The following is a 22,530-nucleotide window of genomic DNA, read 5'->3' as shown; positions in this document are numbered from 1 at the left end:
GCGATGGATGACGGACGTGCCTGGAGAAGCGAATACGCCATCGAGACGTCGGCATCCCCGGAGACGATCTGGAGCATCTTTCGCGATGTCCCCGGCTGGAAGCACTGGAACGCGGGGATCGAACAGATCGTGATCGACGGGCCGTTCGCGGCCGGCATCTGGTTCACGATGACACCGCCAGGCGAGGAGGCGCTGCGCTCGCAATTGATCGATGTGCGCGAGAACGTGTGCTTCGTCGACGAAACCCGGGTCGGCGATCTCGCCATCAAGGTCGCCCATCGCATCGAGCGGCTTGGACCGGCCCGCACGCGCATCGTTTACGCCGTCGATGCCCAAGGCCCGCAGGCTGCCGAGATCGGTCCGGCGGTTTCCGCAGATTTTCCTGAGGTACTCGCGAGCCTGGCCAAGCTCGCGGAGGAGAAATAGGCCCCTTGCCGGGCTGCGCGCAAACAAAACGGCCGGCTATTCGCCGGCCGTTGCACAAACTCAAACGGCGTGGATCAGACCGCGGAGGTGATCCACTGCTGCAGCTTCGCCTTCGGCGCCGCGCCGACCTGACGGGAGGCCATCTCGCCGCCCTTGAAGATCATCAGGGTCGGGATCGACATCACGCCGTACTTCGACGCGGTCTTCGGGCTCTCGTCGACGTTGAGCTTCACGATCTTGACCTTGTCGCCCATCGCGCCGGCGATCTCGTCGAGAGCGGGTGCGATCATGCGGCAGGGGCCGCACCATTCGGCCCAGAAATCGACGACGACGGGGCCGTTCGCCTTGAGTACTTCGGCTTCGAAATCGGTGTCGGAAACCTTGCCAACGGCCATTGGAGTACCTCACTCGGTTGAAAGAGAATCGGCGCGACATGGAATCGCGCCCTGGATCATGGCCTCAACCTATGAACGGCCTCTTGCTGGGTCAAGGACGCTCACACTGAGATGAAGGGATGCCAGCGCCGCGTCCAGCGCGGGGGCTGAAATCTCCATATATTCAAGGGCCTCGGTCCAGAGCAGGACGGCTCGAACCGGCTTTTGGGGATAAAGCCGCGCCAGCACCGCCCGGTACAGCGCAAGCTGCCGGACATAGGCGGCGGGGGCATCCGCGGCGCTTTTGGGGGCGGTCTGGTTGGTCTTGAAATCGACGATCAAAACCTCGTCCGGACGAACGACCAGCCGGTCGATCTGCCCCGACACCAGCGCCGGCGGGTGGCCCGGCCGGTCGAGTTTCCCGACGATGGCGACTTCCGCCCGGCTGCCGGCGGCAAACACGGCTGCGAATCGCGGCTCGGCGATCAGGGCGAGCACCTTGTCGGCTAGCGCAACGCGATCGGCCTCAGTCCAGTCGCCGGCATTGCGGGTCATGAAGCCCAGCGCGGCCTCGCGCCGGCGGTCGGGTGCGATCTCGGGCAGAGACTGCAGCAATCGGTGCACCAGCGTGCCGCGCTGCAGCGCCAGTGCGCGCGACTGGACTGATTCGCCGGCCCGTACGCTGCGGCCGTCTTCGGTCGACTGGCCGGAGGGACGCACCGGATCGTCGTCGATGGTCTCACGCGGCGCCGGCGTCCGCAGCCAGTCCGGCAGCGTGATCGTCCGGTCCACGCTTGTCGCGGGCGTGCCCAGCGCTGCGACATCCTCCGGCCGGGCGAATCGGGTGACCTTGCCGAGCGGCGTTTCGATCGTCTGCTTGTCCAGGCCGGAGCCGGTGAGCCCGGTGTCGACGAGGTCGTACCAGCTCAGCTTGCGGACCGTCCTCATGTTGCCGGGCAGGCAGCCGCCCACGACCAGCCGGTCGGCCGCGCGCGTCATCGCGACATAGAGCAGGCGGCGATATTCGTCCTCGGTCTCCTCCAGCATCGCCTTGCGCGCGTCGGCGACCGGCTTTGGGTCATCGGCCTTGCGCCCGGCCCAGACCACGACCTCGCCGCCATTGCCGTGCGGCACGGGGATCAGCCGCACCCGCTGCGAGTCCGCGGGCGACGAGGTGGTGTCGACCATGAACACGACCGAAGCCTCGAGACCCTTGGCGCCGTGCACGGTCATCACCCGCACCTCGTCGCGCGTGATCTCCATGTCGCGCTTCACCTCGGTGTCAGCCGAGCGCAGCCAGGCCATGAAGCCCTGCAGCGAGGCCGGTGCCTTGCGCTCGCAGTTCAGCGCCAGCTCCAAAAATTCGTCCAACGCGTCATTGGCCTCGTGGCCGAGCCGGCGCAGGATGCGCGCGCGCCCGCCATCACCGCCGAGCAGCCAGGCATAGAAGGCGAACGGCGTCTCCTCGCGCGCGCGGATTTCGCAGGCCTCAAGGCGTCGCAGCGCTGTCGCGAACTTCTCGCTTTCGGCTGCGTGCTCGCCGAGCGCGCGGCGCAGCGATCCCTTGCGGTCATGGGCAAGCCTAAACAAATCGTCGTCGTCGAGACCGAACAGCGGGCTCTTCAGCGCCACCGCGAGCGCGAGATCGTCCTGCGGCAGCAGCAGTGCATCTGCGAGGTTCATCAGATCGATGATCGCGATGTGCTCGGTCAGCTTGAGCCGGTCGGCACCGGCGACGGGAACGTTGGCGTGCTTCAGCGCCTGGATCACTGCGTCGAATGCGTTGCCGCGCCGGCGCACCAGGATCAGCATGTCTCCATAGCGTAAGGGACGCCGCTCACCTTCGTGTCCCGTCAGCGTGCCGCTCTCGACCAGCCGCTTGATCTCGGCCTGGATGCGGCGGGCGAGCTTGACCTCCGGACTGGTGACGGCGACGCCGTCGAACGGCGCGCGCCAGCCCTCGATCTCCTGCCTGTCATCGGCCTCGGCAAGATCCCACAGCTCGATCACGCTCGGACCGGCATCGGCGAGTGCATTGTGCAGGGGATGGCCGATTTCGGCCGAATGGATGCTCTTGTAGATCGCGGGCTCGCGAAAGACGTGGTCGACCGAATGCAGGATCGCGGCGCCGGAGCGGAACGAATAGGTGAAGGCGACCGGATCGAATTTCAGCCCGGCCGCGGTGAACTTGCGGTGCAGCTCGCGGCGGCGCGCGTCGAATTCATGCGGGGCTGCGCCCTGAAATGAGAAGATCGACTGCTTCTCGTCGCCGACGGCGAACACCGTGCGGTTCAGCCCCTCGCGCGCGCCCTCGCCGGCCGTGAACTCCGAGATGATGTGGGCAACGATGTCCCATTGCCGCGGGCTGGTGTCCTGGGCCTCGTCGATCAGCACATGATCGACACCGCGGTCGAGCTTGTAATGCACCCAGCCTGCGGAGATGCGGTTCAGCATCGCCAGCGTCTTGTCGATGAGATCGTCGTAGTCGAGCAGCCCGCGCTCCTGCTTCTCGCGGCGGTAATTTGCGGCGGCGGCGGTGGCGATGTGCAGGAGAGCCGCGGTGCGGTCGCGTACGGTCAACGCGCGGCGCCTCTCGATCAGTACGTCGAGCCGCCGTGCTTCATTATCGAACAGGTGAGCGACGGATGGATGATCCTTGCAAAATTGCTTGGTCAACAACGTCTTACGCGGTTGCTTCTTATCATCAGTCAAGAACACGCCAAGATAGACATCAACTTGCGCGCCCCCCGAGAATGCCTTCGCCGACCTTAAGCAATCGGCTTGATCCTTTTCAGTCTTATTCCCATCATCAAGCGCAAACGCAATGTCGTCCCAGCGCCAGCGCGGCAGGAACGGGCCATCGAGAATCTCCGTCTCGACATCCTCGATGCGGTCGCTTGCATCGACGCCCAGCACGGTCGCCATTTGTTCGGCGGCCTCCCCTGGGTTGCCGGCCTCATCGGTCCAGGCCATGAAATGGTCGCGGCTTAAGCACGCCTCGCGCACGACCTCCTTGAAGGTGACGTCGGCGGCGCTCGCCATTGCGGTCAGCAGCGCGCGGCCGGTGACGGTCTCCGGATCGCGCGCGGCCTCCAGCAGAACCTTCAGATTGGCGCGCTCCATCATGTCGGTCTGGTCGCGGTCGTCCATCACGGCGAAGCGCGCCGGCACGTTGGCCTCGAACGGAAATTGCTGGAGCAGGCGCGTACACAGCGCGTGGATCGTCTGCACCTTCAATCCGCCCGGCGTCTCCAGCGCGCAGGCGAACAGTTTTCGCGCTTCGCGGCGCAGTTTTGTATTGGGGTGCGGAATGCCGACCGCGCGGATCGCCGCATCGAGCGCGGCGTCATCAAGCGTCACCCAATGACCAAGCGTGGTGAACACGCGCTCGGCCATGTTGGCGGCGGCAGCCTTGGTGAAGGTGATGCAGAGAATCTTCTCCGGCGGTACGCCTGACAGCAGCAGGCGGATCACGCGCTGCACCAGCACATGGGTCTTGCCCGAGCCGGCATTGGCCGACACGAAAGCCGAGGCGGTCGGATCGGAGGCACGCGCCTGCCGCGCGCGCACTTCATCCGGAATGGGGCGGGGCGCCTTCACCATTCCTCGATCCCCAGGCCGCCGGCCGCGGACCATTCCTTGATCCGGGCGAGATCGTCATAGGCGCCGTAGCGGTTGGTCCACATCGGCAGGTTCAGCGACGTGTAGGGCTGGTTCTCGTCGTCGAAGGCGCGGATCAGCGCCTCCAGCTTGGCCCGCGCTTCCGCTGCCGCAGTGTCAGGCGGCTGCGGCTCGTCGCCTTGCTTGTACTTGAGCTCGAGAATGCGCTCCTCGCCCGGTGGATTGTTGCCGCTCAGGCGGACATAGACGAGCTGGCTCACGGACGCGCCGGCGTCGATGTCGGGGAAGCCGCCCTCGCGCAGGATCGCGGCTTCCAGCGTGAGCTGCGGCGACAGGCCCATGCGGACCTGCTTGCCGGTCGGCGGCTGGCCGGTCTTGTAGTCGAGAATGGCGTAGCCGCCGCCCTGGCGCCGCTCGATGCGGTCGGCACGGGCGGAGAGAACGAAGCTGCGTTCGTTGTCGAGCCTGATCGAGATCTCGCCGCGGGTCTCCGCGGTGATGGCCTCGATGACGTCACGCCGCGCCGTTTCCCATTCGCCAAACCAGCGCGCGATGCGCTGGAAGCGCGGCCACCACAGCGCGCGTGCCTCGGGCCGCTCCATCAGCGGGGCAAAATACTTTTCGCCGATCGCGCGCAGCACGCGCGTGGGATCGTCGGGCAGGTGCGCGGCATAGGTCTCCGTGAATTCGCCAAGCGCATCGTGGATCGCCGAGCCGCGATCGGCGGCCGAGAGCGGCATGTCGACGGGATCGAGCGCATCGAGCTTCAGGATGCGTTTGGCGTAGATCGTGTAGGGATCGCGCAGCCAGTCCTCGATCGCGGTCACCGACATCTTCAACGGCCGCATCGCGCGCGGCGGCCGTGGCTCCGGTTGCTTGATCGGCGTGACTTCGGCGGGCTGGTCCAGAGCGCCGGCGAATTGCACGTATTTCTCGCCGGCGCGAATGGCGGTCTTCCAGAGCTCGTCGCCGGCGACAGCTTCTAGCCGGTGCAGGAAACGCGAAGCCACCGCCGGTGCGCCGCCGGCCTTGGCGGAATGGGTGAGGATCACCTCGTCGCCGCCGAGCAGTTGCGCGAAGTCGTGGGCGGAGAGGCCGATGCGGCGCTCCGGCAGATCGAGACCAAGCTCGTGCCGCATCGGGCGGCTGAGCCAGGGATCGATTCGCGGGGCTGGCGGCCAGACGCCTTCGATGAGGCCGCCGATGATGATTCGGTCGGTCTGCATCAGGCGCGATTCCAGCGGGCCGTAGATCTGCAGCCGCGCGCCTGGCTTGTCCCGTCGCCGCACCGCGCGGTCGCTGAACGCGGTCTGGAACAATTCGGCGTAGTCGGAGAGTGTCACCATCAATCCGCTGGTCGTGCCGCCGCGCAGGAGATCGTCGAAGGCGCCAGCGAGCGCGAGGCCTTCGCGCTCCTCGAAGGCGAGCGGAATGCCCTGCTCGTCGCGCGACAAGTCTATCAGGATCTCGCGATGGCGATGTGCAGGCTCGGCAAAGTCGAACGGCTTTGACGACACCAGGCTCTCGATCGGCGCCAGGGCCTTTTGCAAGGCATTGAGCAATGCCTGGATGCGATCGAGGTCATCCGCCTTCAGACGCGCGCGGGGCTCGGCGTGATGCAACGCGGAGACCTCGCTGCGCCACAGCTTTGCCAGCTCCTCGCGAAAGCGATTGAACTCACGCAACAGGCCGCCGGTGCCTGCAGGCGGACGCGTGCCGCGTAACACGGCGAGCTCCAGCCCCTCGATGGCGGTCTTCCAAGCACCCGGCGCGCGGCCGAGCCGGCACAACGGGTGTTTCAGCATCGCCAGCAGCGTCGGCGGCTCCAATCCCTTGGTCGCTGCCTCTGCCGCAAGGCGCGCAAATACGCCGGCGGAGGTTTCCATTAGGACGTCGCCGCCGGAATCGTCGAAGGCGAGATCCCATCGGGTCAGCGCGGCCATCACCCGTCGCGCCAGCGCGCGATCCGGCGTCACCAGCGCCGCCGATTTGTCGAGATGGCGCGCCTCGCGCATCGCAATCGCAATGGCGAGCGCTTCCATCTCGGGATTGGGAGCTTCGACCACCGCGAGATTGTTCATCCCGCCGACGATCTTTGTGGCGACATCGGGCTGCTTCAACCGGTCGTGCCAGACTTCCGTCTTGGCGGAGGGCCGCATCGATTCCGACGCCAGCAGATCGCGGCCGCCGTCGGCCGGCGGCTGAAGGATCTCGACGTCGCTGCGCTTGATGCCAAAACGATCCAGCAGCGCGTGCATGGCATATTGCGGATGGTTCGAGGCCGGATGCTCCGCGAACTTGCCGAGCGAATCGCGCACGCCGCCGATGCTTCGCCACGCGTCGTCGTCGAGATCGGTGTCGAGGCCCGGCAGCACCACGGCGCCATGCGGCAGCGAGGCGACTGCGTGCAAAAACTTGGCGGTGGCCGGCATCGAGCCGGTCGAGCCGGCTGCGATCACAGGGCCATGGGGATGCGCGGTCAGGCGCTTGGCTTCTGCAGCGATCAGGAGATCGCGCCGTGCCGCGGGCTCGATCCGGTTGATCTCGGCGAGATGACTGGGCCAGGCGATGCGGGCGATGCGCAAGAATTCGAGCGAGTGCTGCCAGTAGCGATCGAGCTGGTCGGGCACGAGGCCATCGAGCGCGCTCCAGTCGACGCCGCGCGTCACCATGTCGTCGATCAGGCGGGCGAGGTCGCCGGCCAGCGCCAGCGTCGAGGCGGGACCGCCGACCACCAGCGGCGCCAGCACCGGACCCTTGGCCCAGGCGGCAACGAGCTGCGCCAGCGTCAGCCGCCGTTCGAGCTCGCCGAGCCGCGGCGGAATCTCGAGCGGCGTTGTGCCGGAAAACTGTTCGCCTTCGTCGGTGAAGGCCAGCTCGTCCTCGTCGATGTCGCCGAGCGCGACGATGCGCGGCAGCACCACGGCGTCCGCCTTCATCTCGTCGAGGAATATCTCCCTGACGACGCGCATGGCACGGCGGGTCGGCAGATAGAGCGTGGCGTCCGCGAGTCGCGCCGGTTCCTTGCGTGCCTCGAACCCGTCGACCAGCCGGCCGTCGAGCAGGGCGGTGACGATGGTGCGCAGGAACGGAACTGAGAGGGGAACGCTGAAAACGCGCATGGGCCGCCTGATTCGGGAATCAGGCGCCAATATAGGGAGGCGTGCTCAAATGGATATGGGCCGGGACGAAATCGTCCCCGCTGTTCGCGGGGCTAGGACGGTTTCGTAGGGTGGGCAGAGCGAAGCGTGCCCACGCATTTTTTGCGATCGGGAGAGATGGTGGGCACGGCGCAAGTGCGCCTTTGCCCACCCTACGGCACCGTGTTGGGGTTGGCCCTACGCCACGCTCTCCAGAAACGCCTCTTCGGCGGCGTGGACCGCGTCGGGCGTGCCGACATGCATCCAGACGCCGTCGAGGCGGAGGCCGAACAGGCGCTCCTGGTCGTTGGCGCGGTCGAACATTTTCGTCAGCGAGAACTCGCCCTGCGGCGCATCGGCGAAGATCGTCGGCGACAGGATGGCCGCGCCCGCATAGACGAACGGGACGATCTCTTTTTCCTTGCGCTTGCGCAGCGCGCCGTCGGGCAGCATGCCGTAATCGCCGCGGCCGCCATAGCCGATGCTGGTGGCGGTCGGCGCCATCAGCAGCAGGATGTCCATGCGCTCGGGGTCGAAGTTTTCCGCAAGCCGCGTCAAATTGGAGCGCACGCCGTCGATCCACAGCGTGTCGGAATTGACGTGGTAGAACGGCGCATCGCCGAGCAGCGGCAGCGCCTTGACCACGCCGCCGCCGGTGCCGAGCACCTGGTCGCGCTCGTCCGAGATCGTCACGCGCGGATGCTGGCGCGTTGCGGTGTGGTCGATGATCTGGTCGGGCAGATAATGAACGTTGACCACCGCCTCGGTGACGCCGGCTTGGGCGAGCTTGTCGAGCACGTGGTCGAGCAGCGGCTGGCCGGCCACCGGCACCATCGGCTTCGGCATCTTGTCCGTCAGCGGACGCATGCGCAGGCCGAACCCTGCGGCGAGCACCATGGCTTTGGTCGGTTTGACGGACATGCTTCGCTTTCTCGAACCTCTGAAATTCGCGTTTGCAGCAATCCTAGCACGGGCCGGACTCGACCGCACCGCATCTCAACGGCCTTAACCACCCGCCGTGACGGTTGTACGACGTGTGTTGCCGTCACGCCCTGACGGCTGTGGAACGCATCTTTTTCTTCTTGTCGCCTTGCTTGAGGAAATTGACCCCGATCTGGTCGCCATTGACCCAGGCCAGTTCGCAGCGCCGGTACGCTAATCCGGTGGATGACAAGACGAGAAAAAATTCCTTCAGGTGCAGACCTTCGATCGAGCCATCGATGGTCAGCTTGGCGCCGCTCTCGGAGACGTCCTCCATCGTGCATTCGCGCCGCCAGGTGCCGTCGATCCCCATCATCTGGGCCGGCACCCCACGTTCGAAAACAACCCGACTGTTCCCGCGATGGTCCGTCTTGACCGCCATATGCCCTTGCTCCAGCCCCTATTCGCCCGGCTGCCTGCGGGCGATGATACCGGTGCGATGGCTAACAGCCGGTAAACCGGTTTCGGCTCAGCTTTGAGGCGGCGGGACGTTCGCGAGATACCAGTCGCGCAAATGCGCGAGCGCCGGATGTGCCAGCGAGCGCTGCAGATAGGTCCAGATCCGCGGCTGGTGCCGCAGATAATGCGGCTTGCCGTCGCGGCGGTTGAGCCGGGCGAAGGTACCGAGCAGGCGCGTGTTGCGCTGTGCCGACATGATGGCATAGAGCTCGGCAAAGCCGGCCGGATCGAAGCTTGCATCGTCAACGCGGCGCGCCTTGATGTAGCGCGACAGCAGCGTCAGCTCGAGGGTTTCGGGCACGTCGATGCGGGCATCCTGCAGCAGCGACACCACGTCGTAGGAGTGCGGTCCGAGCACGGCGTCCTGGAAGTCGATCACGCCGACGCGCGCCATGCCGGTACGATCGGCGAGCCAGATCAGATTCGGCGAGTGGTAGTCGCGGATGATCCAGGTTTTTGGTGCGGCCAGCGGTTTCTTCAGCAGCTCGCGCCACATCGCGAAGAACTCCGCACGCTTCTCGTCGCTCAGCGGCGCGTCGCGATCGGGCAGATACCATTCCGGCATCAAGCCGATCTCGATCAGCAGTGCGTCGGTGTCCCAAGCGGGAATGGCATGGGTTTGCCCATCCAGCGGGAGAGTCTCCGGCAGCGCCTTGCCGTGCAGCACGGCCAGTACGTCGGTCGCGGCTTCATAGCGCTCAGGGATCGGGCGCGGCGGATCGCCTTCGATCACGCCTTCACTGCCGAAATCTTCCGAGATCAGAAAACCGTGATCGAGGTCGAAATGGTGGATCGCGGGCGCCGAGATTCCTGCCGCGCGCAGGCCTTCGTCGATGGCGACGAATGGCTTGATGTTCTCCGCGAGATGCACCACGGCGCTGTAGGATTTGCCGTTGTAGATCGCCGCGCCATCAGGGCGCTGCGGCGAGTTCATGAGGATGACGACGCCATCATCGCGGATCAGCCGCGCATAGGAGCGTGTCGAGGCGTCACCGGCCATGCGCTTGCGCGTCGCATTCATGTAGCCAGATGCGTCGAGAAATTCTCGCAGCGTCTGCAGCCGCGCGACGACCGCGGCGCCCTTGCCATAGCCGGTGATGTCGGCGGCCCTTGCATTCGAGCCCAGCGCCGGGCGATGCGTCAGCGCGATGTCGATGCGGTCCGTGGGCATCGCCGAGGGCGCACGCTCGGGCCATTCGATCAGCACCAGCGTCGCATCCGGCAGCGGCGACAGTCCGATCTCCTCGAGCTCGCTCTCGTCCTCGACGCGATAAAGGTCGGCATGCATCACGGCAAACGCCGGCAGCTCGTAACCCTGCACCAGCGTGAAAGTCGGGCTCGGCACTTCCAGTTCGTCGTCGCCGGCGAGGTAGCGGATCAGGCTGCGCGCCGCTGCGGTCTTGCCGGCACCGAGATCGCCGGTGAGCGTGATGACATCGCCGGGGCCGACCAGCAGTGCGAGATCGGCCATTAATTGCGCAGTGGCCGTCTCGTTGTGGAGCGCGACGGAGAATGTGGTCGGCGCTGTCATTCGGCGGCGTCGCGATGCGCCGCCTGGTCGGTCGGGAAGTCGCAGATCACGACCGTGCCTTTGCCGACGACCGAATCCACCTGCACCTTGCCGCCATGCAGCTCGACGAAGGAGCGCACCAGCGAAAGCCCGAGCCCGGCGCCGCGATGACGCGAGCCCTGCGAGCGGCTTTCGAACCAGTTGAACACCTTGTCCTTCATGTCGGCGGGTATTCCAGGTCCGGAATCTGTCACAATGAAGACCACGCTGCGCTCGGTACGGCGCGCGCTGATTCCGACGGTGGAATCCTGCGGCGAGAAGCCCACGGCATTGGCGAGCAGGTTATAGAGCACCTGCACCACGCGCTTCTCGTCGCCGACGAAGCTGCCGACATCGGGCGCGATCTCGACCTTGAGGCGGATGCGGTCGGTGGCGAGCCGGTCCTGGATGCCTTCGGCGGCGAGCTCGATGGTTTTGCTGACGTCGACCGGGCCGAGTTCCAGCTTCATGGCGCCGGCGTCGATGGTGGCGAGATCGAGGATGTTGTTGGTCAGAGCCAGCAGCGCATTGGTCGATTTGGTGACGTAGTCGAGATATTCGGCCTGCTTCGGGGTCAGCGGCCCGGTCGAGGGGTCGCTGAGGAAATGCGCGAAGCCGATGATGGTGGTGAGCGGCGAGCGCAGCTCGTAGGAAACGTGGTGGACGAAATCCACCTTCATCTGGTCGGCGGTCTCCAGCGCCTCGTTGCGCTCGCGCAACGCGCGCTCGACGTTCTCGGTGTCGGTGATGTCGAGGAAGGTCAGCATGGTCGCGCCGTCAGGCAGCGGCCGGATCATGCCGTCGAGCACGCTGCCGTCCTTGCGCTCCAGCTTGATCGGTACGTCGGCGCGGTTCTCGATCGAGGTGATGGCCTCGCGGATCTGGCGCCAGACCACGGGGTCGTCGAACAACTGATGGCACCAGCCCTCGACGGTCTGGATATGCGGCTCCTCGCGCATGGAATCGTTCGACAGCTTCCACATCCGCAGGAACGCCGGATTGAACAGCTGCGCCCTGCCGTTGCTGCCGAACACGGCGACGCCCTCGGCGAGGCTGTCCAGGGTCTCGCGCTGGACCCGGATCATGCCGTCGAAGCGGCGGGCGAGCTCGAGGCTCTCGGTGACGTCGTCGAACAGATAGGTGACGCCGCCTTCGGGATTGGGCGTGGTGACGACCGACAACGCGCGGCCGTCGGGCAAATACCAGGTGTCCTTGGCGGCCTCGACCGCGCGATAGGCCTCGTGCAGCTTGGCCTTCCAGGCGCGGAAATCCGGCTGCTCCGGCAGTTTTCGTGCGGCGCGGAGCTTGTCGAGCACGCTGGAATCGTCGGGATTGGCATCCAGGAAGCTGCGATCGAGGTCCCACAGCCGCCGATAGGAATCATTGTAGAAGGCGAGCCGGCGATGGCCGTCGAACACGGCAACGCCGGAGGAGAGCTGGTCGAGCGTGCGGCGATGCGCCTCCGCCATCCGCACCAGGGCCGCGCTCAGCGCATCCGCCTCGCTGGCATCGATCGCGACACCGACGCTCGCATTGCCGACATTGACGGCGCGCACGTCGTACATGCGCCGCTCGCCGCCGGTCACGATCGGCAGCCGCGAGGTGAAGTGAGCTGCCTCCTTCAGGCTGCGCTCCATGGCGGTGCGGTCGGCGCTGTCGAGCAGCTCGAGCTTCCGATCGTGGGCATCCGCGACGCTGGTCGCTTCCGTCGCGCGCACATAGGCCGGATTGGCGAAGGTCAGCGCGCCGTTCTCGCCCTTGGCCCAGATCGGCCACGGCGCGGCGGCGGCGAAGCCGCGCAGCATCTCGGTTTCGTCGGACAGCGCCCTGTAGCGCAGATGGGTCTCGGCCAGATCGCGCCGAAGGCCGGAGAGTTCTCGAATCCGGACAATGGCCTGGCCGCCAATGGCGCGGCCGATCGCTTCCAGCGTGTGGCCGTTGGCGGTGGTCAGCGTGAGCTGGAAGCCGTCACCGCGCTCGCGCAGCGCGTCGACGGCGTGATCCATCTGCAGCGCCGGTTCCGGTGGCAGCCAGGTTCCGAAGGCGAGCACGCGCTGCGGCGACGAATCGCGCGGCAGCACCATGGAAATGTCGCCGGAGACCTGTGCGCGATGATCGCCGGCCGGCCAGGAGATCAGGACTTGCGGTTCGGCGAACAGCAGTGCGCCGAAGCGGTCGGACTGCAGCTGGAGTTCCCTGATTCGCGTGCGCAGCCCCGCCTCGTTCTTGGCCGTGCGCACGCGCGTGCGCATCAGCAGGATCGCGGCGACGACCGTGAAGCCGAGCAAAGCCAGCGCGGTGGCCAGCACCGCGAGCTCCTGCCGGTTGAAATCCAGCAATATCGAGAGTGTGTCGACGAGGTCGGCGGCTTCCGCCGGCTCAGCCGGCAGCAGCGCTGCGAGAGCGCCTCCGAATAGGCCGTTGCGCGCCAACGAAGTGCACGACAACAGCGTCCGACGCATCGACACGATCACGCCTGACATAGTTGCCCCAAGACCGCACGAATCTGCGCGCGGCGACCCCCGCCGCACGCGAATCAAACGACAATACCCTCACCGCGACTCCACCGGTAAGAGTCCAGACCGTGAACGCAAAGGCGGCCCCACAAAAATGCCGGGCGCGGGTTCCAGCCCACATAGGTCTTCGGGATGATTCGGTTGGATTTGGTGCGCGTTAGCGTCGTGCGGATACGGTGCGCTCCCTCCCCCGCTTGCGGGGGAGGGTTGGGGAGAGGGGTGTCTCCGCAACGGGACAACCCCCCAGAGGAAAGAGCCCTCACCCGCCACGCTCTGCGAGCGTGTCGACCTCTCCCGCAAGCGGGAGAGGTAAGAAAAACTAGCGTCCGGTCGAGCCAAAGCCGCCGGCGCCGCGATCGGTCGACGACAGCGTCACGACCGGAACCAGCGCGGCCTGGACCATTGGTGCGATCACCATCTGCGCGATGCGCTCGCCGCGCTTGATCACGAACGGTGCCGCGCCGTGGTTGATCAGGATCACCTTGATCTCGCCGCGATAGTCGGCGTCGATCGTGCCGGGTGAGTTCAGCACGGTGACGCCGTGCTTGGCCGCAAGCCCGGAGCGCGGCCGCACCTGGGCCTCGTGTCCGGGCGGCAGGGCAATCGCGAGCCCGGTCGGCACCAGCGCATATTGGCCGGGTGTCAGCGTCATCGGCTCGCTGTCCGCCACTGCCGCCATCAGGTCGAGGCCGGCGGCTTCCGTGGTCTGATAGGCCGGCAGCGGCAGGCCTTCCGCGTGCGCGAGGTGCTGCAGTTCGACCGTGACTTTGCTGCTCAAGATGCCGGCTCCAGGGATTTGTCGGTCACGCTTTTGGCGATATGCGCGACCAGTTCGATGGCGACCTGTTCCTTGGTCATCACCGGCCAGGAATCAACTGTGATCTCGCCGTTGTTCTCAGCATTCTTGCTGATGAGGTGCACGGTGTTGCGGTCGCCGCCCATCACGCCCGTGGCGGGCGAGACGTCGTTGGCGACGATCCAGTCGCAGCCCTTGCGGGCGAGCTTTGTCTTGGCGTTGTCGATGAGGTGCTCGGTCTCGGCGGCAAAGCCGATCACCAGCGGCGGGCGCTTGTCGGCGAGCTTGGAGATCGTGGCGAGGATGTCGGGATTCTCGACCAATTGCAGCGGCGGCATGCCGGCCGAGGTCTTCTTCAGCTTCTGCTCGCCCTCATTGGCCACGCGCCAGTCGGCGACCGCGGCGGCGAAGATCGCGATGTCGGCCGGAAGCGCTGATTGCACCTGCTCGAGCATCTGCCGCGCCGATTCCACGCGCTTTACCGTCACGCCCTGCGGATTGGCGAGGTCCACGGGGCCGCTTACCAGAATCACCTCGGCGCCGGCAGCCTGTGCTGCTGCGGCGATGGCAAAGCCTTGCTTGCCCGAAGAACGATTGGCGATGTAGCGCACCGGATCGATCGGCTCGTGGGTCGGGCCCGCGGTGATCAGCACGCGCTTGCCGGCGAGCGGTCGCGGTACCGGCGGCCGCAGCAGCCGCTCTGCAGCGGTGGCGATCTCGATCGCCTCGGACATACGGCCGATTCCGGCTTCGCCCGCTTCGGCCATCTCGCCTGAGTTGGGGCCGATCAGCAGGACGCCGTCACGCTGAAGCTGCGCGACATTGCGGCGGGTCGCCGGATTATTCCACATCAGCGGATTCATCGCCGGCGCGATCAGGATCTTGCGGTTGGTTGCGAGCAGGATGGCGCTGGCGAGATCGTCGGCATGGCCGTTGGCCATCTTGGCCATCAAATCGGCGGTCGCCGGCGCCACCACGATCAGATCGCAGTCGCGCGCGAGACGGATATGGCCGGCGTCGAACTCGCTCTGGGGATCGAACAGATCGGTGTAGACGCGCTCATGGGAGAGGGCGCTGACCGAGAGCGGCGTGACGAACTGCTCCGCCGCCTTGGTCAGCACGCAGCGGACCTCGATGCGGCGCTCCTTCAGCCTGCGGATCAGGTCGAGCGACTTGAAGGCGGCGATTCCGCCGCCGATGATCAGGGTAACGCTGGCCTCGGGGACGGCGCTGGTGCGCGCCGGCGCGGCCGCAGGGGATGCCTCGGGCGGCACCGCAAACGGCGTCAGCGGCTCCTCGCGGCCCTCGATCAGCTCCCGCAGGATGACCCGGACCTCTTCCTCGACCGATCTGCGGTTTCTGGCCGAGCGCAGCCGCAGATAGGCTTTGACGGTGTCGTCGAGCTTGCGGATGGTCAGGCTTGCCATGACGCCCCTCCAGCACGGAATGATAGCGATGCTATCACCCGCTTGATTGCACTGCAATCAAGTCTTTTGGCAATCATAGATTCCGGACGGCGATGAGGATCCCAATGAAGGTCGCGGCGATGATCCAGAGCGCGACGGTGCGCCAGCGGTTCTTGCGGCCCTCGCTGCGCCCCATCGCGGCGATGCTCTCCGGCGACAGCCGAAGGCCCTCCCGCGTCATGGTCTCGAGCTGCTCGATCACCGCGACCGAGCGCGCTGCAAGATCCGGGAGACGCATCAGGATGCGGGCGAGGTCGCCGCCGCCGGCGAGCGCGCCCTGCACCCGGCCGATCGGCCCGAGATTGCGCTCGATCCATTCGCGCACGACGGGATCGGCGACCTTCCAGATGTCGAGCCTGGGATCGAAGCCGCGCGCCACGCCCTCGACCACGACCATGGTCTTCTGCAGCAGGATCAACTCGGGCCGCGTCGTCATGTCGAACAGGCCGGTGACCTCGAGCAGCAGCGTCAGCAGACGCGCCATCGAGATTTCCTCGGCGGTGCGATTGTGGATGGGCTCGCCGATGGCGCGGATGGCCTGCGCGAAATTCTCGACCGAGTGATGCGCGGGCACGTAGCCCGCCTCGAAATGCACTTCGGCGACGCGGCGATAATCGCGGGTGATGAAGCCGAGCAGGATTTCGGCGAGGAAGCGCCGCTCCTTCATCCCGAGCCGGCCCATGATGCCGAAATCGACCGCGACGAGACGGCCGGCCTCATCGAGGAACAGATTGCCCGGATGCATGTCGGCGTGGAAGAAGCCGTCGCGCAGCGCGTGGCGCAGGAAACTCTGGATCACCTTGCGGCCGAGATCGGGTAGGTCGACCTGCGCCTCCGCCAGGCGCTTGTGATCGTTCAGCGCGATGCCGTCGATCCACTCCATCGTCAGCACATTGTGCGTGGTGCGGTCCCAGTCGACGGTCGGCACGCGGAAGTCAGGATCGCCCTGAGTGTTCTCCGCCATCTCCGACAGCGCAGCGGCTTCCAGCCGCAGATCCATCTCCATCGCGACCGAGCGCGACATCGTGTTGATGACTTCGATCAGGCGCAGCCGTCGCGCTTCGGCGGAATAAGCCTCGGCCTTGTGGGCGACGTAGAAGAAATCGGAGAGATCGCGGCGGAAGCGCGCGGACACGTGGGGCCTGAGCACCTTGACCGCGACAGGCTTGCGGATGCCATCGCGCTCGACCTCGCCGCGATGCACCTGCGCGATCGAGGCGGCGGCCACCGGCGCACTGAGGCTGACGAACACATCCTTCAGCGGCCGTTCCAGCGACGTCGAGATTGCGGCTTCGGCTTCCGCTTGCGAAAATGGCGGCAGGCGGTCCTGAAGGCTTTCGAGGTCGCGCGCCATCACGACGCCGACGACGTCGGGCCGCGTCGCCAGAAACTGTCCGAGCTTGAGATAGGCCGGACCCATCCGGGTCAGCGCACGCGACATCCGCGGACCATCCTTCGGGCCGCGCCGCTCGACGATGCGCGCGAGCTTCAGCGCAAGCTGTCCGGGCGGCGGCACCAGGCTCGGATCGACGGAGCCGAACACGCCCTCGCGCGCAAACACGAACGCGGCGCGGATCAGGCGCGAAATGTGGGTGATGGCAGAAATCACAAACGCCAACCCGAATGCAGTGCGACGATGCCGCCGGTCAGGGTCTGAAAGCTCACGCGGGAGAAGCCCGCGTCGCGGATCATGTCGGCGAAGGTGTTGGGCTTCGGAAACTTGCGGATGGATTCGACGAGATATTGGTAGGATTCGGCGTCGCCCGTCACCATACGCCCGAGCGGCGGGATCACCTTGAACGAGAACAGGTCGTAGATCTTGTCGAGGCCGGGCATCTCGACGGTGGAGAATTCCAGGCACAGGAAGCGGCTGCCGGGCTTAAGCACGCGATAGGCCTCGCGCAGCGCTTTGTCGATCTCCGGCACGTTGCGAATGCCGAAAGCGATCGTATATGCGTCAAAGCTGCGGTCGGCGAAGGCGAGCGCTTCGGCATTGCCTTCGACGAAATCGACCTGGGTTTCGAGGTGGCGTTTGGCGGCACGCGCGCGGCCCACCGCCAGCATGTCGGAATTGATGTCGCAAACGGTGGCATGGAAGCCCGGCCCTGCCGCTTTGGCGGCCCGGAACGAAATGTCGCCGGTACCGCCGGCAACGTCGAGCAATGCAAAGGGGCGGTCGCTCTTCGGCGGATTGAGCGCGTTGATCATGATGTCCTTCCAGACCCGGTGCAGGCCACCGGACATCAAATCGTTCATCAAGTCATAGCGCGACGCCACGCTGTGAAACACGTCGTTCACCAGCGTCTGTTTGTCCCCCAGGGGAACGTCTTTGAAGCCAAAATGCGTGGTTTCGCCCGGCCGATCCATTACTCTACTCCACGGCGCCGACCATAGCGCGGCCGCCGCAATGGCGCTATCACACCGCCCTCATAAGGTGAATGCCTGACCATGCCCGAATTGCCCGAAGTCGAGACTGTCCGCCGCGGCCTTCAGCCCGTCATGGAGGGTGCGAAAATCGTCGTCGCGGAGGCCCGCAGGCCCGATTTGCGCTTTCCGTTCCAGCCGGACTTCGTAGCCCGGCTGCAGGGGCAGATCGTCACGGGCCTCGGCCGCCGTGCAAAATATCTCATGGCCGATCTCGCCTCCGGCGACGTGCTGCTGATGCATCTGGGCATGTCGGGCTCGTTCCGCGTCGTCAAGCCGGATAACGAGGCCGCGCCCGGCGAGTTTCACTATCCCAGGGGGAAGGACTCCGCGCACGACCACGTGCTGTTTCGGATGTCCTCGGGCGCCGACATCATCTTCAACGATCCGCGCCGCTTCGGTTACATGAAAGTGATCGCGCGCAATGCGCTCGACGACGAGCCGCTGCTGCGCGGGCTCGGCCCCGAGCCGCTCGGCAACGAGTTCGACGCAGCGATGCTGGCGCACGCCTGCCAGGACAAGACCACGAGCCTGAAGGCCGCGCTGCTCGACCAGCGCGTCGTCGCCGGCCTCGGCAACATCTATGTCTGCGAAGCCCTGCACCGCTCGCATCTGTCGCCGCGCCGGATCGCGGCAACGCTGTCGACCAAGAAGGGCGAGCCGACGGACCATGCGACGCGACTGGTCGGAGCCATCCACACCGTCCTGAATGATGCGATCAAGGCCGGCGGCTCGTCTTTGCGTGACCACCGCCAGACCTCGGGCGAGCTCGGCTATTTCCAGCACTCATTCAAGGTCTACGACCGCGAGGATGAGAAATGCGCGACGCCCCGCTGTGGCGGCACGGTCAAGCGCTTTACCCAGAACGGCCGTTCGACCTTCTGGTGCTCGAAATGTCAGAAATAGAAGTCCATGCAGACGCCGCAGCTTGAGACCGAACGGCTGATCCTGCGTCCGCTGGCATTGTCCGACGCGCCGGCGATCCAGCGCCATTTCGACAACTGGAACATCATCCGGCAACTCGCGGCCCTCGTGCCCTGGCCGTATCCGGCAGACGGCGCGGATACTTTTGTCCGGTCGCAGCTCGGCAAAATCTCAGCCGGCGAGGAGCTCCACCATTGGGTGCTGGTCCTGAAGGGCGGCGATGGTGAGGCCATCGGGAACATTCATTTCCGCCCCTGCGCCGACGGCACCAAGGGCAATCGAAGCTTCTGGTTGGCTGAGCCCTACTGGGGGCGTGGCTTGATGACGGAGGCCACCACCGCGATGAACGACTTTGCCTTCCTCACGCTCGGCCTCGATCATTTCTATGTCTGCAACGCCGCCACCAACGAGGCCTCGCGCCGGGTCAAGCAGAAGACCGGCGCGGAGTTCGTCGGCTTTATTGAGCTCGCCCATCACGGCGGACAGTCGAAGTCCGAGAAGTGGATCGTGCGGCGTGAAACCTGGCTACGCGACAGGGTGTGAGTGTCGATGACGTCTCCTCGGCGTCACGGCCGGGCTGCCGGCAGAATCGCGAATGCCAGCTAATCCGTACCAATACTGGACCCGCAGTCCAGCGCATGATGTGCTCGCCGCCGTGCATGAGAGGAGCGAGCGGCATGGGCGGAAATTGGCGCGACCGGACGGCAACGAGCTTTGAATGCCAGAAGATGCCGGCGGTCTCGAGCCGCGGCATGGTGGTCAGCAACCACCCATTGGCCTCGATCGCCGGCGCCGAGATGCTGGCCGCCGGCGGCAACGCCGTCGATGCCGCGATCGCGACCCTGTTCACGCTGACGGTGGTCGAGCCGATGATGGTCGGCATCATCGGCGGCGGCATGGCGCACATCAGGCTCGCCGACGGCAGCCATCGCTTCATCGACGGCCAGAGCACGGCGCCCGCGGCGGTGCGCGACACCACCTACACGTCGAAGCCGGGCTCGGCGCACGACGTCTTCGACACCGTCGGTAACGAGAATCTCAACGGGGCGAAGGCCGTCGCTACGCCGGGCTCGTTGAAAGCCTGGTGCGAGACGCTGCGCCGGTTCGGCACCATGTCGCTTGCCGATGTCATGCAGCCCGCGATCAAGCACGCCGCGCGCGGCTATGCTGCGACGCCGTACTTGCACGAATGCATCAGCGAGAGCGCCGCCACGATGCGCAAGGACAAGCCGATCGCGGCGATCTATTTGCCTGATGGAGAACCCTTGAAAGTCGGCGAGCGCGTGGTGCAGGCCGAATATGCCGAGACGCTCCGGTATATCGCCGGCCACGGCGAGACGGCGCTCTACGAAGGGTCGCTCGGCGACATCCTCGTCGACTACATGGAAAAGACCGGCGGCTTCATCCGCCGCAATGATTTGACCAATTACAAGACCGTCGAACGGCAGCCGATCCGCGCCGACTATCGCGGCTGGACCATTTTGGGTCCGCCGCCGCCCGCGGCCTCCGGTGTGCACATCGCGCAGATTCTGAACATTCTGGAGGGTTTTGATATCGGCGGGCTCGGCTTCGGTACGTCGGAGACCATCCATTACCTCGCCGAAGTCCTGAAGATCGCCTTCGCCGATCGCGCCGCAGCCAGCGGTGATCCTGATTATGTCGGCGTGCCCGTGGAGAAGCTGACGTCAAAAGCCTATGCCGAGGAGCGCCGCCGCGCGATCGATCCGGCGCGTGCGCAGGCTTTTGGCGCCGGCGTGACGCAGCTCGAAAGCGCGCACACCACGCACATGACGGCGGCAGATTCTTTTGGAAACGTGGTCGCGACCACGCAGACCATCAATAATCTGTTTGGCGCCAAGATCATGATCCCGGGTTTGGGGGCCATCGCCAACAATTACATGAACCTGTTCGATCCGCGGCCGGGCCACGCGCTGTCGCTCGCGCCAGGCAAGCGCGTGACGACCTCGATGTCGCCAATGATGGCACTCCGCGACGGCAAGCTGCGCTATGCGCTGGGCTTGCCCGGCGGAAAGCGTATCTTCCCGAGCGCGATGCAGGCCCTGCTCAATCTGATCGACCACGGCATGAGCCTGCAGGAAGCGGTCGAAGCGCCGCGGGTCTGGACCGAAGGTAATGCGCTCGAGGTCGAGCAGGCGGTGCCGGAGAGCGTGCGTACCAAGCTCGCGGCGCTCGGCCACAAGGTTCAGCCCGTCGCGACGGTCGCCGGCGGCATGAACGGCATCGCCTTCCACGACGACGGCACCATGACCGGCGCGGCCTGCTGGCGCGCGGACGGCACGCCGGTCGGGATTTCGGGTGGGCTTGCGAAGAGCGGGATTCGATTTAGGCTCGCCTAGTCTCGCGCCCCGGCTCTGCGGCGCGTCACTTCGTGCCGCACCGCGTCCGGGACACGAGAGTTTGCGTTGACCGTTCGCCCTACTTCCGCACGCAGATCACGCGAACGACCGCTGCCTTCGCATCGGTCGATGTGCCGTTCGCGGCGACGCCGTTCGCTTTCAGGAAATCGCGGACCGCATCTGCGGAAACCATCACGGCTTGTGATGCCGGCGCCACCGTTGCAGGTCCCGCGACCATTGCCGGCTTCAACAGCGTCACGCCTGCGAATTTGCCCTCGCCATCGACTGCCGGCCCGCCGGAAAATCCAACGGCCGGCGGTGGCGACAGTGCGGCATCGCCGCCACCGACCGATGCCAGCGCGCCCTTGACGCTCGACACGCCCGCCGCGCCGCCCTGGCTCTGGGGATCGGCGATGCCGACGACATCGACGCTTGTCTTCGCTGCGTCGCTGGCAAGGTTGAGCGGCTTCAAGCCACGTGCGCCATAGATGTGCAGCAGCGCGAGATCGTGCTCCTTGTCCTCGGCGAGACGATCGGCATTGCCGTAGCCGCCGATGGTGATGGCGAGACAGGACTCCGTGACGAGACGGTCGGCCAGAATTGCACCGTCGTCGCTGACGACGATGCCGGTGCCATATTCGACGGCCTTGCGCGGCGGCGGTCCGGCTTGCGGCCCGGTCGGAAACGCGTTGAACGCGCTCGACATCGCGATCACGACCGGCTCGACCGTGTTCTCGGTCGCCTGGTCGTAGAGGATCGTCATGATGCGGACTTCGTCGCCCCTAGAGGTGCCGCGCACGTAAAATTTCTTCAGGCCCTGCAATCCCGACAGCACGAAGAAGTCGGGCTTGACCACGGTATAGTCGACCTTGCGTCCGGACGGCTCTTTCTTCTCGGCTTCCGCGAGTTTTGCCGTCGTCGGGTTCGCCTCCTTGTGACGGCTCAGCAGCACCTGCACCGTTCCGGTCGGCGAGCTCCATTTCGAGCCGTTGGCGTCGCTGGCCTGCTGCGGCACCAGCTTTGAGGGAATGCCGAGCCGTGCGCCGCTGGTCATTTCCGTCACGATTTTCCAACCGACGCTGTCTTGCTTGCGCCGGGCGGTTTCGGCGAGCGCGGCGCGCTCCTGCGGATTGAGCACGCCGGTCGGCTTGCCGCCCTTGGCCTTCTGGTACGCCTTGATGGCGTCGACCATGCGCGAGCTGACATCGCCGGTGATGGCGCCGTTATATTCGCCCACCCAGACGAGGTCGGACTGCAGCGACAGCCGCTCGGCCTGCGCCATCCCATCCGCGGTTTCCGACGGCGTCTGCAGGGCGGGCGGCTTGATCGGAACGGTCTGGACCACTTTCGGCTTGGTGCCGGGGACCTGTGGTGTCGTCATCTGGGCGCCGGCGCCTGTGGCAGACGCCAACATCAGTGTTGCCGCAAGCATCGATCTCATGACAAATCCAGCCAGCCCATTGAACGCGCTGCCATTGAAGCACATCTCGTTGGTCG

General features: G+C 65.8%; 16 protein-coding genes. 4 read left to right on the top strand and 12 right to left on the bottom strand.

The window, feature by feature from the left end; all coding sequences use genetic code 11:
• The first annotated feature begins 3 nt into the window (after window positions 1–3).
• The gene (locus K3F49_RS18915; RefSeq protein WP_234682453.1) at window positions 4–426 is read left to right on the top strand and encodes an SRPBCC family protein; all 423 of its coding nucleotides are present in this window, start codon (window positions 4–6) and stop codon (window positions 424–426) included.
• Between the two features lie 74 nt (window positions 427–500).
• Here the strand turns inward: K3F49_RS18915 and trxA are convergent, their stop codons facing one another.
• The 11 genes from trxA to ubiE form a co-directional block, all read right to left on the bottom strand.
• A complete protein-coding gene (gene trxA, locus K3F49_RS18910; RefSeq protein ID WP_007598398.1) occupies window positions 501–821 on the bottom strand; it encodes a thioredoxin in 321 nt (106 codons plus the stop codon).
• A gap of 69 nt (window positions 822–890) precedes the next feature.
• Window positions 891–4,403 (bottom strand): double-strand break repair helicase AddA, encoded by a 3,513-nt coding sequence (gene addA / locus K3F49_RS18905; protein WP_234682452.1) that lies wholly within the window; start codon window positions 4,401–4,403, stop codon window positions 891–893.
• Window positions 4,397–7,543, bottom strand: coding sequence for a double-strand break repair protein AddB (addB, locus tag K3F49_RS18900; RefSeq protein WP_234682451.1), 3,147 nt, complete (start codon window positions 7,541–7,543; stop codon window positions 4,397–4,399). The genes addA and addB overlap by 7 nt, the downstream gene beginning before the upstream one ends.
• Before the next feature lie 216 nt (window positions 7,544–7,759).
• A complete protein-coding gene (locus tag K3F49_RS18895; protein ID WP_234682450.1) occupies window positions 7,760–8,482 on the bottom strand; it encodes a nucleotidyltransferase family protein in 723 nt (240 codons plus the stop codon).
• 124 nt (window positions 8,483–8,606) lie between these two features.
• Window positions 8,607–8,924 (bottom strand): PilZ domain-containing protein, encoded by a 318-nt coding sequence (locus tag K3F49_RS18890; protein WP_234682449.1) that lies wholly within the window; start codon window positions 8,922–8,924, stop codon window positions 8,607–8,609.
• Between the two features lie 87 nt (window positions 8,925–9,011).
• Window positions 9,012–10,532 (bottom strand): tRNA (adenosine(37)-N6)-threonylcarbamoyltransferase complex ATPase subunit type 1 TsaE, encoded by a 1,521-nt coding sequence (tsaE, locus tag K3F49_RS18885; protein ID WP_234682448.1) that lies wholly within the window; start codon window positions 10,530–10,532, stop codon window positions 9,012–9,014.
• Window positions 10,529–13,033 (bottom strand): sensor histidine kinase, encoded by a 2,505-nt coding sequence (locus K3F49_RS18880; protein ID WP_234682447.1) that lies wholly within the window; start codon window positions 13,031–13,033, stop codon window positions 10,529–10,531. The genes tsaE and K3F49_RS18880 overlap by 4 nt, the downstream gene beginning before the upstream one ends.
• A gap of 352 nt (window positions 13,034–13,385) precedes the next feature.
• The gene (gene dut / locus K3F49_RS18875; protein ID WP_234682446.1) at window positions 13,386–13,844 is read right to left on the bottom strand and encodes a dUTP diphosphatase; all 459 of its coding nucleotides are present in this window, start codon (window positions 13,842–13,844) and stop codon (window positions 13,386–13,388) included.
• Window positions 13,841–15,289 carry a bifunctional phosphopantothenoylcysteine decarboxylase/phosphopantothenate--cysteine ligase CoaBC gene (coaBC, locus tag K3F49_RS18870; RefSeq protein WP_234682445.1) on the bottom strand — a complete coding sequence of 483 codons (1,449 nt, stop codon included), beginning with the start codon at window positions 15,287–15,289 and terminating at the stop codon, window positions 13,841–13,843. The genes dut and coaBC overlap by 4 nt, the downstream gene beginning before the upstream one ends.
• Window positions 15,290–15,362: 73 nt before the next feature.
• On the bottom strand, window positions 15,363–16,937 hold the full coding sequence (ubiB, locus tag K3F49_RS18865; RefSeq protein WP_234682444.1) for a 2-polyprenylphenol 6-hydroxylase: 1,575 nt from the start codon (window positions 16,935–16,937) through the stop codon (window positions 15,363–15,365).
• On the bottom strand, window positions 16,934–17,695 hold the full coding sequence (gene ubiE, locus K3F49_RS18860; RefSeq protein ID WP_234682443.1) for a bifunctional demethylmenaquinone methyltransferase/2-methoxy-6-polyprenyl-1,4-benzoquinol methylase UbiE: 762 nt from the start codon (window positions 17,693–17,695) through the stop codon (window positions 16,934–16,936). Before ubiE ends, ubiB begins: the two co-directional genes overlap by 4 nt.
• 81 nt (window positions 17,696–17,776) lie before the next feature.
• On the opposite strand from ubiE, the gene mutM reads away from it, so the two are divergent.
• The 3 genes from mutM to ggt all read left to right on the top strand — a co-directional run bounded on the left by mutM (window position 17,777) and on the right by ggt (window position 21,033).
• Window positions 17,777–18,658: a bifunctional DNA-formamidopyrimidine glycosylase/DNA-(apurinic or apyrimidinic site) lyase gene (gene mutM, locus K3F49_RS18855; protein ID WP_234682442.1), complete on the top strand. Its 882-nt coding sequence runs from the start codon at window positions 17,777–17,779 to the stop codon at window positions 18,656–18,658.
• A gap of 6 nt (window positions 18,659–18,664) precedes the next feature.
• A complete protein-coding gene (locus K3F49_RS18850) occupies window positions 18,665–19,219 on the top strand; it encodes a GNAT family N-acetyltransferase (protein ID WP_234682441.1) in 555 nt (184 codons plus the stop codon).
• A 134-nt stretch (window positions 19,220–19,353) separates the two neighbouring features.
• Window positions 19,354–21,033, top strand: a complete 1,680-nt coding sequence (gene ggt / locus K3F49_RS18845) for a gamma-glutamyltransferase (RefSeq protein WP_234682440.1) — start codon at window positions 19,354–19,356, stop codon at window positions 21,031–21,033.
• Window positions 21,034–21,112: 79 nt separating this feature from the next.
• Here the strand turns inward: ggt and K3F49_RS18840 are convergent, their stop codons facing one another.
• The gene (locus K3F49_RS18840) at window positions 21,113–22,474 is read right to left on the bottom strand and encodes a serine protease (RefSeq protein WP_234682439.1); all 1,362 of its coding nucleotides are present in this window, start codon (window positions 22,472–22,474) and stop codon (window positions 21,113–21,115) included.
• Window positions 22,475–22,530: the final 56 nt, after the last annotated feature.

Origin of the sequence: Bradyrhizobium monzae (assembly GCF_021458635.1) — a bacterium.
Taxonomy (GTDB): Bacteria; Pseudomonadota; Alphaproteobacteria; order Rhizobiales; family Xanthobacteraceae; genus Bradyrhizobium.
The sequence above is the reverse complement of the archived record's forward strand: the minus strand, read 5'-3'. Positions and strand labels throughout refer to the sequence as shown.

Bases quoted from the DNA above. Each gene is read 5' to 3' on its own strand.
- K3F49_RS18915 (WP_234682453.1), top strand. From the start codon at position 4: ATGGATGACGGACGTGCCTGGAGAAGCGAATACGCCATCGAGACGTCG.
- trxA (WP_007598398.1), bottom strand. From the start codon at position 821: ATGGCCGTTGGCAAGGTTTCCGACACCGATTTCGAAGCCGAAGTACTC.
- addA (WP_234682452.1), bottom strand. From the start codon at position 4,403: ATGGTGAAGGCGCCCCGCCCCATTCCGGATGAAGTGCGCGCGCGGCAG.
- addB (WP_234682451.1), bottom strand. From the start codon at position 7,543: ATGCGCGTTTTCAGCGTTCCCCTCTCAGTTCCGTTCCTGCGCACCATC.
- K3F49_RS18895 (WP_234682450.1), bottom strand. From the start codon at position 8,482: ATGTCCGTCAAACCGACCAAAGCCATGGTGCTCGCCGCAGGGTTCGGC.
- K3F49_RS18890 (WP_234682449.1), bottom strand. From the start codon at position 8,924: ATGGCGGTCAAGACGGACCATCGCGGGAACAGTCGGGTTGTTTTCGAA.
- tsaE (WP_234682448.1), bottom strand. From the start codon at position 10,532: ATGACAGCGCCGACCACATTCTCCGTCGCGCTCCACAACGAGACGGCC.
- K3F49_RS18880 (WP_234682447.1), bottom strand. From the start codon at position 13,033: ATGTCAGGCGTGATCGTGTCGATGCGTCGGACGCTGTTGTCGTGCACT.
- coaBC (WP_234682445.1), bottom strand. From the start codon at position 15,289: ATGGCAAGCCTGACCATCCGCAAGCTCGACGACACCGTCAAAGCCTAT.
- ubiE (WP_234682443.1), bottom strand. From the start codon at position 17,695: ATGGATCGGCCGGGCGAAACCACGCATTTTGGCTTCAAAGACGTTCCC.
- mutM (WP_234682442.1), top strand. From the start codon at position 17,777: ATGCCCGAATTGCCCGAAGTCGAGACTGTCCGCCGCGGCCTTCAGCCC.
- K3F49_RS18850 (WP_234682441.1), top strand. From the start codon at position 18,665: ATGCAGACGCCGCAGCTTGAGACCGAACGGCTGATCCTGCGTCCGCTG.
- ggt (WP_234682440.1), top strand. From the start codon at position 19,354: ATGGGCGGAAATTGGCGCGACCGGACGGCAACGAGCTTTGAATGCCAG.
- K3F49_RS18840 (WP_234682439.1), bottom strand. From the start codon at position 22,474: ATGAGATCGATGCTTGCGGCAACACTGATGTTGGCGTCTGCCACAGGC.